Raw genomic sequence first — 15,990 nt, 5'->3', positions numbered from 1 at the left:
GGAGCCCCCGTGAGCAGTTGTGACATGCCCGTACCCTCAGCCCGTCCACCGGGCGGTCTCCGACAGCGGCAGCCGCGATGAGCGCGCCGATCCGTCCATCGGACGGCATCGTCGGACCGCTGCGGTCCGCGCTCGGGGCGGCTGTGCGCGCGCCCGGAACCGCGGGGTACGAGGACTCCCTGGCCCGCGTGTTCTTCCCCGAGGCCGCCCGTCGACGGCCCGCGTGCGTCGTGGCGCCCCGTACGGCCGAGGAGGTGGCGACCGTCATGCGGGTCGCCACCGGGGCGGGAGTCCGGGTCACGGTGCGCGGGGGCGGTCTGAGCTCGAACTGTGTCGCCGACGGGGCCGTCATGCTGGACCTCTCGGAGCATCGCGATGCCGCCCGTCCGGACGGAGAGCGGGTGGTCGTCGACGGCGGGGCGACGATGGCCACCGTGCTCGGGGTTCTGGGCCCGTCGGGTCGTGCGGTGCCGGTCGGCGTGTCCGGCCACACGGGCCTGGGGATGGCCACCCGAGGGGGCGTCGGCTACCTGACGAGGTCCCTGGGGCTCACCGTCGACCATCTCGTGGGGGTCGAGCTGGTGCTCCCCTCCGGTGACCTCGTGCGTCTCTCGGAGAGGAGCGCCGGCGAGGACGCCGACCTGTGGTGGGCGGTGCGGGGCGGCGCGCCCTGCGTCGGGGTGGTCACCTCCGCGGAGTTCCGGACCCACGAGATCGCCCCGGTCTGGGTCGACCGGGCAGTGGTGGGCACGGACGCGCTCGCCGCGTATTTCCGGATCGCTCCGCAGCTTCCGCGCGACACCACCATGAGCGCGGTCCTCGGCTACACCTCCCTCTCGCCCCACGAGCCGGTCCTGTTCGTCTACACCGCTTGCGCGAGCCGGCACGACAGCGCCGTGGGACGAGCCAGGTCGGCGGCCTCCGCCGTCGTCGCCGGGGCGGGCGCGCCTCCCCTCTACCGCTCGGAGAGGTCCGGGCGGTATCTGGCCGGGCTGCCCGAGTTCGCCATCCCCGGGGCCGGGGGCGCCGAGCCCGAACCGATCCGGCTGCCCCGCCCGGGTGACGGTCCGCGTGGCTCGTTCTTCGGCAAAGCGGTCTTCACCGGTCCCACCCTCGACGCCGCGGTCGCCGACGCCCTGGCGGAGCGGATCCGCGCCGCACCCACGCGGGCCTGCCGCATCGACTTCCAGCACACCGGCGGGGCTCTGGCCGACGTCGACGACACCGCCACCGCGTTCTGGGGCAGGACCGCCGAATGGAGCATCCCGCTGAACGCGATCTGGGACGACGCCGCCGACACCGAGGCCTGCACGTCGTGGGCCCGCGACACGCTGCGTACCCTGGCCGCGCACACCGTCGGGGTCTACAACGTCGAACTGAGACCGGGCCTCCCCGAAACCGAGACCGAGACGCGGGCCGCCTACGGCGGCAACCTGGCCCGGCTCCGGGCGCTCCGACACCGCTACGACGGCGCGGGACTGCTCGCGCCGCCACTCCCCTGACCCGACCCGGATACCGGCGTCCGAGGTCGCGGGGCCCCGGCTCCGCCCGCCCGCCCGTCGCCCGGGCGGCCGGAGCCGGGGGCCCCGCCGGGGGGGGCGGTCAGGCGAGGCGGTCGGGCAGCGGTGCGAGGGTGAAGTTGTCCCAGACGAAGTTGTCCATCTGGTGCTGGTCAGCGCTCAGGTTGACGACGCGGTCGATCTGCCCGTCGGTGTTGAAGTGCCACACCAGGGCCCAGGTCGTGTCGACCTTGCCGGTGCCCGCGGTCGTCCAGCCGCGGTGGATGTCCACGACGTACGCGTCGTTGCTGCCGAAGAAGATCGGGTCGGCCTGGAAGCCGGCCTTGCCGAGCTGGTCGAAGAAGCTGCGGACTTCGGCGACACCGTGCTTGGTCCCGGACAGCGGGTGCCGTCCGGGGATCGTCCACTGGATGTCCGGTGCCAGGACGGCACTCATGCCTTCGACGTCCCCGGCCGCGTAGGCGGCGAAGAACTTCTCGACAGCCTCGACCTTCGGGTCTTTCTCGTTCATGAACTCATCTTCCGCGTAGGCGTGTTGGAGCACCCATCCTCCCAAGGCCGGCTCCACTCCCACCAGCTCCTTCTGCATCGTGAGACCCGTGTCATGGCCGGTGGTCTTCCTCGGCTACTCCTCGGTCGGGCCCAGGTCGGGGTGGTCGCGCAGTTCGACCGTGGCGGTGGTCGAGGCGTGCAGTTCGAGAACGGTGATCTCGTTGCGGCCGGCCCTGAGCACCGGGGCCGGGACGTACAGCGTGGCCTGGGCTCCGCGGGACCAGTACCGGCCCAGCGCGAAGCCGTTGATCCAGACGTTGCCCTTGGTCCAGCCCTCCAGCGCGAGGAAGGTGTCGGCGGGCCGTGCGACGTCGAAGTGGCCGCGGTGGAACGCGGGCCCCACCGGGGGCGACTTCGGGTCGGAGGCGGTGAAGGACAGGCCGGCGAGATCGTCCAGGGGCAGGGCGCGGCTGGACCACAGTGCCGGCTCCCGGCCGCCCACGGCGGTGCGGCCGAGGAGTCCCTTGCGGTCGTGGACGGCCGGCCCGTAGTTGACCCTGCCCTGGTTCTCCACCAGCACCGTCAGCCGGGCTCCGGGGCGGGGGACGGCGAAGGCCAGGGCGTGCTCGCGGCCCTCCCGTTCGAGCACGCCGACCGGTTGTCCGTCCACGAAGACCTGCGCGCGGTCGCGCACGTCTTCGGCCTGCAGTAGGGCCGGTCCCCCGTCCGGCAGCCGGGTCTCGTACAGGACGAAGCCGAAGTCCTGGCCGAGCTCCTCCATCGTGAGCGGGCGGGCCGCCTCCTCGGCGCTGCCGAGGAGGTCCGCCTGGGCCAGCAGGGGCGCGCATTGCGTCAGTGCGACCGGCCCGTGGCCGAGCTTCGGGGCGGGGGCGGGCACCGGCTCGTCGGGAACCGGCGCGTGTTTCGCGATGACCTCGCGGAAGGCGGTGTACTTGGGGGTCGGGTCGCCCGCCTCGTCCAGCAGTGCGTCGTAGTCGTACGAGGTGACGGTGGGGCGGTACGTCCCCTTGTCGTTGGCCCCGTTGGTGAAGCCGAAGTTCGTGCCGCCGTGGAACATGTAGATGTTCACGGAGGCACCGGCCGCGAGCAGCCGGTCGAGTTCGGCCGCGGCATCGTCGGCGTCGCGGACGGCGTGGGTCCCGCCCCACCGGTCGAACCAGCCGATCCAGAACTCCGAGCACATCAGGGGCCCGTCGGGCTGGTGCTCGCGCAGCCGGGCCAGGCCGGCCTCGGCCCTGCTGCCGAAGTTGGCGGTGCGCAGCACTCCGTCGAGACCGCCGCGTGCGAGGTCCGAGGGCTGGTCGCAGGTGAACAGGGGGACGTCCACGCCGTGCCGGCGGAGCAGCCCGGCCAGGTCGGCGAGGTACCCGGGGTCGTCCCCGTAGGCCCCGTACTCGTTCTCCAGCTGGACGGCGAGCACCGGCCCGCCGCGGCTCCCGAGCGAGGCCAGGAGGGGCGGCATGAGGGCCCCGAGGTACTCGTCCACGGCACGCAGGAAGCGCGGGTCGCGGCTGCGCAGCGCGATGCCTTCCTCGGCGAGGAGCCAGGAGGGCAGGCCGCCGCCCTCCCATTCCGCGCAGATGTACGGTCCGGGGCGCAGCAGCACGTGCAGGCCCTCGGCGGCGGCGAGGTGGAGGAAGCGGGGCAGGTCGAGACCTCCGTCGAGGCGGAACTCCCCGCGCCGGCGGGCGTGGAGGTTCCAGGGGACGTAGGTCTCGACCGTGTTGAGGCCCAGCAGGCGCGCCTTGTGGAGCCGGTCGGCCCATTGCTCCGGGTGAACGCGGAAGTAGTGCAGGGCACCGGAGACGATGCGGAACGGCCGGTCGTCGAGACGGAAGCCGTCTGCGGCGATCTCCAGTCGGGGCATGCGGTGCGCTCCTCGGGAAGCGGGGAAGGGGAAAGCGGGGAAGGGGAAAGCGGTTGAGCGGGGCGCCCGTCAGGCCAGCGGGCGGCACAGCAGCGCGTCGGGGACGCCGCCGTGGTTCCACCGCCATGTGAAGGCGACTCCGGCGACGTATTCGGTGTCGGCGCACTGGCCCTTGTAGTAGCCGGGCGCCCAGTCGCTGCCGGTCGAGCCTCCGGTGACGGGGCGGTTGTCGCCGTGGTCGAACCAGATGGTCCGGCCGGTGACGGGCAGCGGGCCCGCGGCGGGAGCGCACAGCAGCGCGGACATGGCGTTGTCGCGCACGCTGTAGCCGACGGCGAAGGAGTTCTCGGGGCACTGCAGCTTGTTGTAGCCGTCCGCCCAGTCGCCCCGGGTGACATAGCGCTCGTCGGTGACCACGGTCCAGGCGCCGGCCGCCTTGCGGGGCTCGCCCGCGTCGGTGCACAGGCCCCGGCTGTCGCTGCGGCCGAGGCCCGTCAGCCGCTGGGTGTCGGGGCAGTTGCCCTTGCGGTTGCCCGGCGACCAGTCCGGCTGTGCCGACATCGTGGCGGAGACGTCGTAGTCGGCGTGGTCGAGGTCGAGCATGTTCCAGTGGCTGACCTGGGGCACCTGGCCGGTGCGGGCGGGCGCGGAGACCAGCTTGTTCCAGTCGTCGGCGCGCCAGTCGCCGCCGTCCTCGATGCCCTGGCGGACGCCGGTCGCGCTGTAGGACAGCAGTGCCCAGTTGTCCATCGGGGCGCCGGCTCCGTCGGTCCAGCCGACCAGGGGCCAGATCGCGAAGTCGGTGTCGTTGGCCGTGAGGATGTCGGTGAAGTTGTGCAGCCAGGCCCGTTCCTTGGCGTCGTCGGAGCCGCGGCCGCCGGCGCCGAACTCGCTGATCCACACCGGGGCGGTGAAGTGCTGGCCGGCTTCGGTGACGAACAGCGCCTCCTGGTTGACCACCTGGGCGAGCTGCTGCGGTGTGAAGTCCTGGTAGCGCGGGTCGCTGGTGGAGCCGGGGCCGCTGCCCGCGCCGGTGTTGGCGGGGCCGGTGTAGGCGTAGAAGTGGGCGGCGTAGACGAGCTTGCCCGACTCGATCAGCGTGTGGGAGAGGTTGGCCACCGGCGTCAGCATCGGCCGCCCGTGCGGGAGTCCGGCGAGGGGGACGCCGTACCAGTTGATGCCCTCCATGACGACGAGCATGTCGGGGTCGGCCTGCAGGATCCGGTTTCCGGCCTCTTCGAAGGCGGCGTAGGCGTCGTGGCCGTCGTACCGGCCCCAGTTCGGGTCGTCCCAGGTGTCACGGCGCACCTCGTTGCGCAGGTCCGCGCCCACCACTCGTTTGTCGGCCTTGTAGCGGTTCACCATGAACAGCCAGTCGTCCACCCACTGCTGGGTGCTCTGGCTGCTGTTCCAGCGCTCGTTGCCGTCCAGGCCGCAGCAGAAGCGGGCGGTGGTCGTGTGGTTGTTGAGGATCACCGCGAAGCCGTCGGCGGTGAGGGCCGCGATGACGGCGTCGAGGACCTGGAGCGGGGTCTTGCCCTTCAGCTGCGGGTTGGCGGCGACCGCCGTGTCCGGGACGGGCGTGGTGTCGTGGACGAGCGCGTTGGAGAACGGCAGCCGGATGCTGTTGAGGCCCAGGCCGTGGAAGTCGGCGAGGATGGCGGCCATGGGGGCCCGGTCCAGTCCGAGCGGCATGCTGTGGGCCGGTTCGCCGTGCATGTGGCTGGCGGGATCGTTGATGTCCCCGCTTCCGGTCCACGTCCCCTGGGCTCCCGCCCAGTTGCCCGCCTTCAGTTTGAAGCGGTTGCCCCCGGCGTCGACGATCCAACGGCCCCGGGTGCTGAGGGGGCCCGTCCAGGAGGCGGCCAGCTGCTGACCGGTCAGGACCGTGGGCGTGGCCTGGTTGCCGGTCGGGGTGGCGGTCACGGCGGCGGATCCGCCCGGAACGGGTGCCGCCGCGCCGGCGGCCGTGCTCGTGCCGAGGAGCAGCGCGGACAGCACGGCGAGTGCCGCGGTCGCGCGTCGGAGCAGTGGGGTGCCTGTCATGTCGGCCCCTTCTGAGGATGGAGGATGTGCCGTGCTCTTGACGTGCGTGCGGTCGGCGGCGGCGGTCGCCCCGGGGTCAGCCTTTGAGGCCGCTGGTGGCGATGCCCTCGACGATGTAGCGCTGGGCCACCAGGAACATGACGGCCAGGGGGGCGATCGTCACGACGGCTCCGGCGAACAGGCCGGGCAGGTTGACGGTCTGTGAGGTGAGGAACGTCGACAGGGCGATCTGCGCCGTCCAGGCCGACGGGTCCTGGCCGATGACCAGGGGCCACAGGAAGGAGTTCCAGCTGTCGATGAACGCCAGTGCTCCGAGCGAGGCGAGCATGGCTCCCGAGTTCGGCAGGGCGATCCGGCGGTAGATGCCGAACCAGCCCAGCCCGTCCAGCCGTCCGGCCTCCTCGACCTCGGCCGGGAACCGGAGGTAGAAGTTGCGGAACAGCAGGACGGCGAAGGGGTTGAACAGGCCGGGCGCGATGATGCCCCACAGCGTGTTCACCCCGCCCATCGAGCCGACCACGACGAACGTCGGTACGAAGGTCACCGAGCTGGGGATCATCAGGGTGGCGACGACCAGGGCGAGCAGGATGCCGCGTCCCGGTACGGGTATCCGCGCGAAGGCGTAGCCGGCGGCGGAGGCAAGGAGCGTGGAGACGGGAGCCGTGATGACGGCGATCAGGGCCGAGTTCGCCAGTGCCCTGCCCATGGACAGGGTCGGGTCGGCGAAGAGCGCACTGAAGTTCTCGAAGTGCATCGTGGACGGCCACCACGTCCAGTGCGGTGAGCTCGCGCCACGGGTGTCCATCAGGGCACCGCGCAGCATCAGGTAGAAGGGTGTCAGGAAGGCCGTCGTCAGCAGACCCACCAGCAGTCCCCGCGCCGAGAGGCGCAGGGCTCCGGAGAGTCTCGGCACGGTGCTCATGTGCGGCTCATCCTTCCTTTCTCCCGAAACCCGTGAAGCGCCCCTGGATCAGGGTCACTCCGACGATGAGGGCGGTGAGCACGAACGCTCCGGCCGATCCGAGGCCGTAGTCCTGGCTGCCCATCGCGGTGCTGTACAGGTAGACCAGCGGGGTCTGCACGGGGGCCGCGCCGGTTCCGGAGAGCCCGCTGTTGAACAGGTTGTAGAACTCGTCGAAGGCCTGGAAGGCCGCGATGAAGAGCAGCATCAGGACGGCGACGGAGGTGTTGCGCAGCATCGGCAGCGTGACGCCGCGCAGCAGCCGCAGGCCCGTCGCCCCGTCGAGCGCGGCGGCCTCGTAGAGGTCCTTGGGGATGCCCTGGAGGCCGGCGAGGAAGAGCACCATGTAGAAGCCGACCTGGAGCCAGAGCCGCAGGGTGACCAGGACGATCCAGTACAGCGGTGGTGACGTGGTCTGCAGCCAGGGGACCGGGTCCATGCCGAACCATCCGGCGAGGGTGTTGGCGATGCCGGCGGGCAGCCCGTTGAACAGGCACATCTTCCACAGGAGCGAAGCGGCCACGTAGGACACGGCGGCCGGGATCAGGAAGGCGGTGCGCACCACGGCCCGCCCCCGCCGGATCCGGTGCACCAGCAGGGCGAGCCCGAGGGAGGCCGCGAAGGTGACGGGCACGATGAACGCGGTGAACAGGAGGATCTGGCCGAGGGAAGCGCGGAACGTCCGGTCGGAGAGCAGCGTCCGGTAGTTGTCCAGGCCCACCCACCGGCCGGGGGCTATGGTGCCGCGGGCGTCGCTCAGGCTGAGCAGGAAGCTCCAGCCGATGGCCACGTACTTGAAGACGCCGAGCCCGATCAGCATCGGCGCGGTGAGCAGCGCGAAGGCGGCCCAGGCCGAGCGTCCGGTGCGGGGCCGCCGCGCGGCGCGGGCCGCGCGCCGGTCGGAAGGCACGGAGGCCGGCGCGGGCCCGGGCTGCCCGGACGGCCCGGACCGGGGGGTGCCGGTGTGCGGTGCCGCGACCATCAGCCGCGCTGCTTGTCGACGACCGCCTGGGCCCGGCCCACTGCTTCCGCCAGGACCTGCGCGGGGTCCCCCTGCCCGCCGACGATCTTCGCGGCGGCCGACCTGAAGGCATCGCTCACGGCGGTGTCCCAGGTGCCCGGGTTGGGCTTGCCGTACTTGGCGGCCAGTTCCACCGCCTCCCGGGCGGCGCCGCCGGAGAGCTTCTCGGCGCCCTCCGCCACGGACTTGCGGGGCGGGACGTGGAGACCGTAGCTCTCGGCCCAGTCCTTCTGCAGTCCGCTCTCCTGGACCCACAGCCACTGGACGAACTTCTTGGCGGCGTCCACGTTCCTGCCCTTGGCGTTGACGCAGCTGGTCCAGCCGCCGACGCGCACGACGGGGCTCCCGCCGGCCTTGAAGGCGGGCCACGGCAGGACGCCGAAGTCGTCGCCGAGCGCGGCCTTGATCGCGGGCATCGCCCACAGGCCGCACCACTGCATGGGCACGACGTCCTGGGTGAGGGCGGACGGGTCCCACCAGTCGGTGGTGAAGCCGAGGAGCAGGGACTTGTCGTCGTGCAGGCGCTTCAGGCCGGTCAGGGCTTCGAGCGCCTGCGGGGAGCCGAAGGCGACCTTGCCGTCGGTCACCAGGTCGCCGCCGTTGGAGCGGACCGCGAGGATGGGGCTGTCGCCCAGTCCGTCGTTGCCGACGAACAGGCCCTTGCCCGTCTTGGTGCTGAGGGCCTTCGCCGCCGTGACGAGCTCGTCGAACGTGGTGGGCGGGGTGATTCCGGCCCGGGACAGCCTGCTCTTGCGGAAGTACAGCATCATGACGTCGTCGATCATCTTGACGCCGTGGAGCTTGCCGTCGACGGTCACGCCGGCGATGGCGTTGTCGTTGAAGTCGGACCTGGCGCTGCCGTAGATGTCGTCCAGCGCGGCGATCTGGCCCCGGCGGGCCAGGCTGTCGCTGAAGTCGCCGATCTCGAAGACGTCCGGGGCCGAGTCGGTGAGCAGCGTCGCGTTGATCTTGGCCGTGTAGTCGCCGGGGACCCAGGTGACCTTGACGGCGGTGTCCGGGTGGGCCTTGGTGAAGGCGGTCGCGTAGCGCAGCGCGGCCTGCTGCGCGCCGGCCTCGCCGTAGGCGTGGTACCAGACGTTCAGGGTGGTCCTGGCCGCGGACGAGCCGCCCGTGCCCGGGTTCGTACTGCAGGCGGTGGTCACCACGCTTCCCGCGACGATCATCAGTGATCCGCCGAGGAAACCCCTTCGGCTAAGCTCGGTTCTGTGTGCGCGCATGTCGCATCCTTCCGTGAGGCAGGCGTGATGTGGGTGTGTTCCACCCGGCCGGTGCCCTTCCTCAGTGCTTGCCGGCAGGGAAGGGCGCCGGTCGGGTGAGCTGTGCGCGGTGTTACGGGAACAGCGCCTGTACCGCCACCGCGGCGGCCCCGCGGGCCCACTCCTCCCAGGGGAGCGGGCGCAGCGACAGCGGGCACCGGCCCGCCGCCCCGAAGGTGTGGGACGCGTAGGCGTCCTTGATGTGCTGTCCGAACAGGTCGTAGGTGTCCGTTCCCTCGCCGCTCACCACGACGCGTTCGGGGCCTACGAGATTGACGAGCGTGGCGATGGCGACCCCGATCGCGCGGCCGGCGCGGGCGAACGCCTCCCGCGCCACGGGATTGCCGTCGCGGGCCATCTCCACGGCCTGCTCGAACGCGAGTTCTCCGAGACCGGTGCCTCGGCGGACGGCTTCGAGGATCGCTCCGCTGGAGGCGATGGCCTCGACGCAGCCGGCCGACCCGCAGCGGCAGCTCGGGCCGGCCGGGTCGACGCAGATGTGTCCCATCTCCCCGGCCACGCCGTAGGCGCCCTCCACCAGCTGTCCGTTGACGACGATGGCGGAGCCGATGCCCGCGCCGATCGTGACCAGCGCGAAGTAGCCGGTGCCCACTCCCTCCCCGAACCACCAGTGCTCGGCGATGGTGAGTGCTTTGACGTCGTTCTCGACGGTGACCGTCAGACCGGTGGACGCGCTCACCATGTCGGCGAGCTGGACATCGCTCCAGCCGAGGCGGCCGGAGAAGCGGACCCGGCCGCTCGCCCGGTCCACGTCTCCCGAGACCGCGATGCCCAGGTGCCGGGTCCGGGCGCGGAACGCGGGCTCGGCGTCGAGCAGTTCGTCGACGAGTTCGGTCAGGAGCACGCTCACCGCCTCGGGCCGGCAGTCACCGAGGGTCCGGCCCGCCGTCGCCCGCACTCGGGCCCGCAGGTCGCACACCACGCCGAACAGCCGGTCGTCGCTGATCTTCACGCCGACGAAGAACTCCCGGTCCGGGGTGACCGCCAGCGGGTTGACAGGCCGGCCGGCCCCCGGAGCGGTGCGTTCCGGCGCGAGTTCGTGCAGATAGCCGTCATCGATGAGCGGTCTCGCGGCCTTGGTGATGGCCGTCGAGGACAGCCCCGTCCGGCGCGCGAGCTCGACCCGGCTGAGCGGGCCCTCGGCCAGGAGCAGGGCGAGGACCGCGGTTTCGGCCGGTGCGGTGACCAGTGGTTGGGAGTCGTTTCGAAACACGGGTGCAACGTAGAGCAAATAAATAACTTCGTCCAGTATTGATTTCCCACCCGTCTCCGCCTTAGCCTCTGGCCCAACTCACGGCCTGTACCCGAGCGTTCGGCGCAGCGGGGCTCTCGCCCGCACCACCCTTCGTACGGCCGTGGTCCTTTCCGCACCCCAGGAGACCCCTTCGTGTCTGCCGCGCTCCCGCTCGCCACCTTCGACCCCGGCCCCGGCGTCGCCCTTCTGCGCACGCCCAACAGCCTGTACGCCCTGCGCATCGGCCTCGACGGAAGCCCTCGGCACCTGTACTGGGGCGCGCCGCTCGACGCCGCGGCCCTGTCCCGACTGCCGGACGCCGCCTCACCCGCCGCCAGCAGCTTCGAAGCCGACGCCGACGCGGACGAGCTCGCTCCGCAGACCGGGGCGCGGTTCGGTCCGGCAGGCCTCCAGGTCCGGTTCGCCGACGGAACCAGCGGCGCCCAGTGGCGGTTCACGGGGCACACCGTCGAGGGCGGCGAGCTGCGCCTGCACCTGCGCGACCGCCACTACCCCCTGCACGCCGAGCTGTGTTACCGCGTCCGCCCCGGCAGTGACGTCATCGAACGCTGGGTGGAGCTCACCCACACCGCGGCGGCGGAGGACGACGCCGGGCCCGTCACCATCGACCGGCTGGACTCGGCCTCCTGGACGGCCCCCGCGCTCGCCGACTACCGGCTCAGCCATCTCACGGGCGGCTGGAACAGCGAGTTCCAGCTGAACCGCGACCGGCTCCCCGTCGCCGAGACCGTCCTCACCAGCCGCCGCGGGCTCACCGGCCACCACGCCAACCCCTGGCTGGCGCTCGACGACGGCACCGCGACGGAAGACCGGGGCGAGGTGTGGAGCACCGCCCTGGCCTGGAGCGGAAGCTGGCGCATCACCCTCCACCGCGACCCCGTCGGCCGCACCACCTGGACCGGCGGATTCGGGCACGAGGGACTGCGGTGGACGCTGCGACCGGGCGAGAGCCTGCGCACCCCCGTGTTCGCCGGCCTCTACACGCCGCACGGCTTCGGCGCGGCCAGCCGCGCCTGGCACGGCCACGTCCGGGACCAGGTGCTGCCCGAGCCCGGCCGGGAGCGGCCGGTCGTCTACAACTCCTGGGAGGCCACCGGTTTCGGCGTCGACCAGGCCGGACAGGTCCGGCTGGCCCACCTGGCCTCCCGGGCCGGCGCCGAACTCTTCGTGCTGGACGACGGCTGGTTCGGCGCGCGGCGGGGCGACGCGGCGGGGCTCGGCGACTGGGTGCCGCGCCGCGACGCCTTCCCGCAGGGACTGCGCCCCCTCGCCGACGAGGTCCACCGCCTCGGCATGGAGTTCGGGCTGTGGGTGGAACCCGAGATGGTCAACCGCGACAGCGAGCTGTACCGCGCCCATCCGGACTGGGTCATCCACTCCCCCACGCGCGAGACGACCGAGCTGCGCAATCAACTGGTGCTGAACCTCGCCCGGCCCGACGTGGAGGCCTGGGCCCACCACACCCTCGACTCCGTCGTCCGCGACCACCGGGTCGACTGGCTCAAATGGGATGCCAACCGCGCCTTCACCGATACCGGCTGGGAAGGGCATCACGATCCGGACCGGCTCTGGATCGACCACACCCGGGCCGTCTACCGCATCATGGACCGGCTCCGCGCCGACCACCCGGGCCTGCGCATCGAGGCGTGCGCGGGCGGCGGCGGGCGCGCCGACCTCGGCATCCTCGCCCGCACCGACCAGGTGTGGACCTCCGACAACACCGATCCCGTCGACCGGATCGCGATCCAGGACGGCTTCAGCCAGCTCTTCCCCGCCCGGGTCATGGCCGCGTGGGTCACCGACAGCCCCAACGTCACCACCGGACGGCTCACTCCGCTGCGCTTCCGCTTCCACGTGGCCATGTCCGGCGCGCTCGGCCTCGGCGGAGACCTCACGACCTGGTCCGAGGAGGAACTCGACGAGGCCGCCGGGCTCGTGGCCGAGTACAAGCGGATCCGTCCGCTGGTGCAGTTCGGCCTCCAGTACCGCGTCGAGGGGGCGGGCGGAGTGACGGCCGTCCACTACGCCGCCGAAGACGGCAGCGAGCACGCCGTTCTCGCGTGGCGCCCCTCGGCCCGGTTCGGCCACCCGGCCGCCCCCGTCAGACTGCCCGCCCTCGACGCCGGCGCCCACTACCTGGACCCGGACCTGGACCGCGTGCACAGCGGCGCCGTCCTGGTCCACCGCGGAATCGACCTGCGGCTGCCCACGGGGGACCACGCGAGCCGGCTGATCCGGCTGTGCCGCGTCACCCCCTGACATCGCGTCGGACGAGCCCCGCGACCGCACCCCCGACCGTGCCGGCCGCCCCCGACCGCGCCGACCACCCACGGACACACGCCCACCCACGGACACCCTGGACCGATATGGACAACCGCCACGTCCTCGTCGTCGGCATCGACGGCGTACGGCTCGACCTGCTGCCGGAGCTGGACACACCTCACCTCGACGAAGTGGCCCGCGCGGGCTTCCTGGCGCCCGTCGGGATCGACGACGCCACGCCGACCATGTCCGGCCCGTGCTGGACCACCATCGTGACCGGGGTCGGCGTCGCCAAACACGGGGTGTGGGGCAACCGTCTCGACGGCAACCGGCTCGACGTCTTCCCCGACTTCACCACCCGCCTGGCCCTCGAACACGGGCGGCGCACCTTCGCCGTCGGCGGCTGGGCACCCCTGTTCCTCGCCCGGCAGGGCGGGCCGCTCTTCACCGCCCCCAGCCGGCTGAGCTTCATCGCCCCCCGCGAGGACACCCCTCAGGCCTGGGAGGAGGCCGACGAGACAGTGACGGCCGAAGCGGCACGCGTACTGGGCTCCGGAGAGGAACTCCACGCCTCCTTCGTCTATCTCGGCGCCGTCGACGAGACCGCCCATTTCCTCGGCTGCGGTCAGGAGTACCGCCGGTCGATCGAGACCGCGGACAGCCGCCTGGGACGGATCGTCAAGGCCGTGCGCGGGCGCCCCGGCCACGCCGGGGAGCAGTGGACGGTCATCGTCGTGACCGACCACGGCCACCGCGAGGAGGGGGGCCACGGAGGTCGCAGCGAGCGGGAGCGCACCGCGTGGGTGGCCGCGTGCGGCCCCGGTCTGCCCGCCGGCGCGACCGTGCCGGGCGTCCGGCACGCCGATGTCGCCGCGCACGTGTACGCCGCGCTCGGCATCGTCCAGGATCCCCATTGGACCCTGGACGGCGCCGCTTTCACCCCCTGACCCCCCTGCCCCATGACCCCTGACCCGGCGGGCTACCGCTTCCCGCGCTCGGCCGTGAGGCGGCGGGCGCCGGCCGCCGGGGTGACGGGGAACAGGCGCGGGGGGCGGTGGCCGGCCGCACCGAAGGCGGTCGTGACGGACCCGCCCACCGCGTCCTCCCGCCCCGCCTCCACCAGCGCGATGACGGAGCCCCCGAAGCCCCCTCCCGTCATCCGGGCCCCGAGCGCCCCGGCCTCCAGCGCGGCGGTGACGGCGAGGTCGGTCTCCGGGCACGAGACCCGGTAGTCGTCGCGCAGCGAGGCGTGGCCCGCGGTGAGGATCGGGCCGAGGGCCGCCGCGTCGCCCTCCCGCAGCCGGGTGACGGCCTCCGCGACCCGGGCGTTCTCGGTCACCACGTGGCGCACCAGGGGCACGAGTTCCGCCGGCAGGGCCTTGAGGGCCTTCGGCAGTTCTCCGGCGTCCACGTCGCGCAGGGCGGGCAGCCCGAGCAGCGCGGCCGCGCGTTCGCAGCCGGCCCGCAGGGCGGCGTACGCCCCGTCGGCGAGGTCGTGGGAGACCCGGGTGTCGATCACCAGCAGCCCCAGCCCCTGGCCCCGGAGGTCGAGGGGCACCTGCCGGTGGTCCTGCGGGGTACGGGCGTCGAGGTGGAGGGCGGCCTCGGCGGTGCAGCAGACCGAGGCCATCTGGTCCATGATCCCGCAGGGGACGCCCGCGAAGGCGTTCTCCGCGCGCTGGCCGATCCGGGCCAGTTCGGGCCCGGGCAGGCCCAGCCCGTACAGCGCGTCGTAGGCGACGGCGACCACGCACTCCAGCGCCGCCGAGGAGGAGAGGCCGGCGCCGGTGGGCACCGTGCTGTCGAAGTGCAGGTCCGCTCCCCCGACGGTGTGGCCCGCCTCGGCGAGTGCCCAGACCACGCCGGCCGGGTACGCGGCCCAGCCCGTCACCGACCCCGGAGCCAGCCCGTCCACGGAGAGTTCGGTGATCCCGCCCTTCCCCTGCGCGCTGTGCAGCCGCAGCCGCCCGTCCGTGCGCGCGCGGGCGGCGAGCAGGGTGTTCCGCGGGAGGGCGATGGGCAGGGCGAACCCGTCGTTGTAGTCGGTGTGTTCACCGATCAGGTTCACCCGCCCCGGCGCCGCCCAGACCCCGTCCGGGGGCCCTGCGAAGAGCCGCGCGAAGACGTCCGCGACGCCGTCGGCCCGGCTGTCGTCGTCCCACTGAGCCGTCCGGTTCACGCCAGGGCCTCCCGCAGTCGCCGCGCGGCCTCCTCGGGGGCCACGTCATTGATGAAGGCTTCCGTCCCGGACTCCGTCCCGGCGAGGAACTTGAGCTTGTCGGGAGTCCGCCGCACGGTGAACAGCTCCAGATGCAGGGCCAGTTCCTCCCCCCCGGTGCGGGGGGCCTGGTGCCAGGCCGAGATGTACGGGGTGGGGCCCGGCCCCTGCGGCCGCCCCGGTACGGGGAACAGCCGGTCGAACCGGCGCAGCAGGTCCAGGTAGAGCTCCGGGAACTCGGCCCGCTCGGCCTCGGTGAGGCAGGTCAGATCGGGGACCCGGCGGTGCGGGTAGAGGTGCACCTCGTACGGCCAGCGGGCGGCGTAGGGCACGAAGGCGGTCCAGTGCTCCCCGGCCGTCACCACCCGGTCGGTGGCGGCGCGGGCACCCGCCAGCAGGTCCTCGAAGAGGTTGCGTCCGGTGGCGGCCCGGTGTGCGGTCGCGGCGGCCGTCATCTTGGCGGTGCGCGGTGTGACGAACGGGAAGCCGTAGATCTGGCCGTGCGGGTGGGCGAGGGTCACCCCGATCTCGGCCCCCCGGTTCTCGAAGCAGTACACCTGCTCGACTTCCGTGAGGGCCGAGAGCTCCGCGGTGCGGTCGGTCCACGCGTCCAGGACCAGGCGGGCGGCGGCCGGCGTGAGGTCGGCGAATCCGGCCGCGTGGTCCGGGGTGAAGCACACCACCTCGCAGCGCCCGGCCCCGCCCGCCAGGGAGGGGAAGCGGTTCTCGAAGACGGCCACCTCGTAGTCGTCGGCCGGGATCTCGCTGAGCCGGCCGTCCCGTGAGGGGCAGAGCGGGCATTCGCCGGCGGGCGGGTGGTACGTGCGGTCCTGCCGGTGGGAGGCGATGGTGATCCAGTCACCGGTCGCCTCGTCCCGCCTCAGTTGGGGGTGGCTGCTCACCCGGTCCAGCGGGCGCGGATCGGGCGCATCGCGCACGGCGCCTTCGTCGGTGTCGAAGTAGATCAGTTCGCGGCCGTCCGCGAGTTTCGCAAGAGTCTTCTTCACTCGCCAAGACTAAACAGATTTC

At 72.5% G+C, this 15,990-nt stretch carries 12 protein-coding genes; 3 read left to right on the top strand and 9 right to left on the bottom strand.

Annotated elements, in window-relative coordinates; genetic code table 11:
* Positions 1–77: 77 nt before the first annotated feature.
* Positions 78–1,502 (top strand): FAD-binding oxidoreductase, encoded by a 1,425-nt coding sequence (locus ACZ5D2_RS09290; RefSeq protein WP_371680822.1) that lies wholly within the window; start codon positions 78–80, stop codon positions 1,500–1,502.
* Positions 1,503–1,602: 100 nt separating this feature from the next.
* Here ACZ5D2_RS09290 and ACZ5D2_RS09285 read toward each other — a convergent pair whose 3' ends face one another.
* The 7 genes from ACZ5D2_RS09285 to ACZ5D2_RS09255 all read right to left on the bottom strand — a co-directional run bounded on the left by ACZ5D2_RS09285 (position 1,603) and on the right by ACZ5D2_RS09255 (position 10,439).
* Positions 1,603–2,031 (bottom strand): nuclear transport factor 2 family protein, encoded by a 429-nt coding sequence (locus ACZ5D2_RS09285; RefSeq protein ID WP_371680821.1) that lies wholly within the window; start codon positions 2,029–2,031, stop codon positions 1,603–1,605.
* A 114-nt stretch (positions 2,032–2,145) separates the two neighbouring features.
* Positions 2,146–3,900, bottom strand: coding sequence for a beta-galactosidase (locus ACZ5D2_RS09280; RefSeq protein WP_468928351.1), 1,755 nt, complete (start codon positions 3,898–3,900; stop codon positions 2,146–2,148).
* A gap of 69 nt (positions 3,901–3,969) precedes the next feature.
* Positions 3,970–5,946, bottom strand: coding sequence for a glycoside hydrolase family 5 protein (locus ACZ5D2_RS09275; RefSeq protein ID WP_371680819.1), 1,977 nt, complete (start codon positions 5,944–5,946; stop codon positions 3,970–3,972).
* A 76-nt stretch (positions 5,947–6,022) separates the two neighbouring features.
* On the bottom strand, positions 6,023–6,868 hold the full coding sequence (locus tag ACZ5D2_RS09270) for a carbohydrate ABC transporter permease (RefSeq protein ID WP_468928348.1): 846 nt from the start codon (positions 6,866–6,868) through the stop codon (positions 6,023–6,025).
* Between the two features lie 7 nt (positions 6,869–6,875).
* The gene (locus ACZ5D2_RS09265; RefSeq protein WP_468928346.1) at positions 6,876–7,889 is read right to left on the bottom strand and encodes a carbohydrate ABC transporter permease; all 1,014 of its coding nucleotides are present in this window, start codon (positions 7,887–7,889) and stop codon (positions 6,876–6,878) included.
* Positions 7,889–9,112: an ABC transporter substrate-binding protein gene (locus ACZ5D2_RS09260; protein ID WP_468928344.1), complete on the bottom strand. Its 1,224-nt coding sequence runs from the start codon at positions 9,110–9,112 to the stop codon at positions 7,889–7,891. The genes ACZ5D2_RS09265 and ACZ5D2_RS09260 overlap by 1 nt, the downstream gene beginning before the upstream one ends.
* 166 nt (positions 9,113–9,278) lie before the next feature.
* Positions 9,279–10,439, bottom strand: a complete 1,161-nt coding sequence (locus ACZ5D2_RS09255) for an ROK family protein (RefSeq protein ID WP_371680814.1) — start codon at positions 10,437–10,439, stop codon at positions 9,279–9,281.
* 174 nt (positions 10,440–10,613) lie between these two features.
* On the opposite strand from ACZ5D2_RS09255, the gene ACZ5D2_RS09250 reads away from it, so the two are divergent.
* Positions 10,614–12,740: an alpha-galactosidase gene (locus tag ACZ5D2_RS09250; RefSeq protein WP_468928341.1), complete on the top strand. Its 2,127-nt coding sequence runs from the start codon at positions 10,614–10,616 to the stop codon at positions 12,738–12,740.
* 107 nt (positions 12,741–12,847) lie between these two features.
* Entirely contained in the window at positions 12,848–13,690 is an 843-nt protein-coding gene (locus tag ACZ5D2_RS09245) for an alkaline phosphatase family protein (protein ID WP_371680812.1), read from the top strand.
* A gap of 32 nt (positions 13,691–13,722) precedes the next feature.
* Here the strand turns inward: ACZ5D2_RS09245 and galK are convergent, their stop codons facing one another.
* Both galK and galT read right to left on the bottom strand, forming a co-directional pair.
* Positions 13,723–14,922 (bottom strand): galactokinase, encoded by a 1,200-nt coding sequence (gene galK, locus ACZ5D2_RS09240; RefSeq protein WP_468928338.1) that lies wholly within the window; start codon positions 14,920–14,922, stop codon positions 13,723–13,725.
* The gene (galT, locus tag ACZ5D2_RS09235; RefSeq protein WP_468928336.1) at positions 14,919–15,968 is read right to left on the bottom strand and encodes a galactose-1-phosphate uridylyltransferase; all 1,050 of its coding nucleotides are present in this window, start codon (positions 15,966–15,968) and stop codon (positions 14,919–14,921) included. The genes galK and galT overlap by 4 nt, the downstream gene beginning before the upstream one ends.
* Between the last annotated feature and the right edge of the window lie 22 nt (positions 15,969–15,990).

Source organism: Streptomyces sp. NPDC031479 (genome assembly GCF_055581065.1).
This window is presented reverse-complemented; position numbering and strand designations above follow the sequence as displayed.

What these genes read in the sequence shown, in the direction of transcription:
- ACZ5D2_RS09290 (WP_371680822.1), top strand. Translation starts at nt 78, where the DNA reads ATGAGCGCGCCGATCCGTCCATCGGACGGCATCGTCGGACCGCTGCGG.
- ACZ5D2_RS09285 (WP_371680821.1), bottom strand. Translation starts at nt 2,031, where the DNA reads ATGAACGAGAAAGACCCGAAGGTCGAGGCTGTCGAGAAGTTCTTCGCC.
- ACZ5D2_RS09280 (WP_468928351.1), bottom strand. Translation starts at nt 3,900, where the DNA reads ATGCCCCGACTGGAGATCGCCGCAGACGGCTTCCGTCTCGACGACCGG.
- ACZ5D2_RS09275 (WP_371680819.1), bottom strand. Translation starts at nt 5,946, where the DNA reads ATGACAGGCACCCCACTGCTCCGACGCGCGACCGCGGCACTCGCCGTG.
- ACZ5D2_RS09270 (WP_468928348.1), bottom strand. Translation starts at nt 6,868, where the DNA reads ATGAGCACCGTGCCGAGACTCTCCGGAGCCCTGCGCCTCTCGGCGCGG.
- ACZ5D2_RS09265 (WP_468928346.1), bottom strand. Translation starts at nt 7,889, where the DNA reads ATGGTCGCGGCACCGCACACCGGCACCCCCCGGTCCGGGCCGTCCGGG.
- ACZ5D2_RS09260 (WP_468928344.1), bottom strand. Translation starts at nt 9,112, where the DNA reads ATGATCGTCGCGGGAAGCGTGGTGACCACCGCCTGCAGTACGAACCCG.
- ACZ5D2_RS09245 (WP_371680812.1), top strand. Translation starts at nt 12,848, where the DNA reads ATGGACAACCGCCACGTCCTCGTCGTCGGCATCGACGGCGTACGGCTC.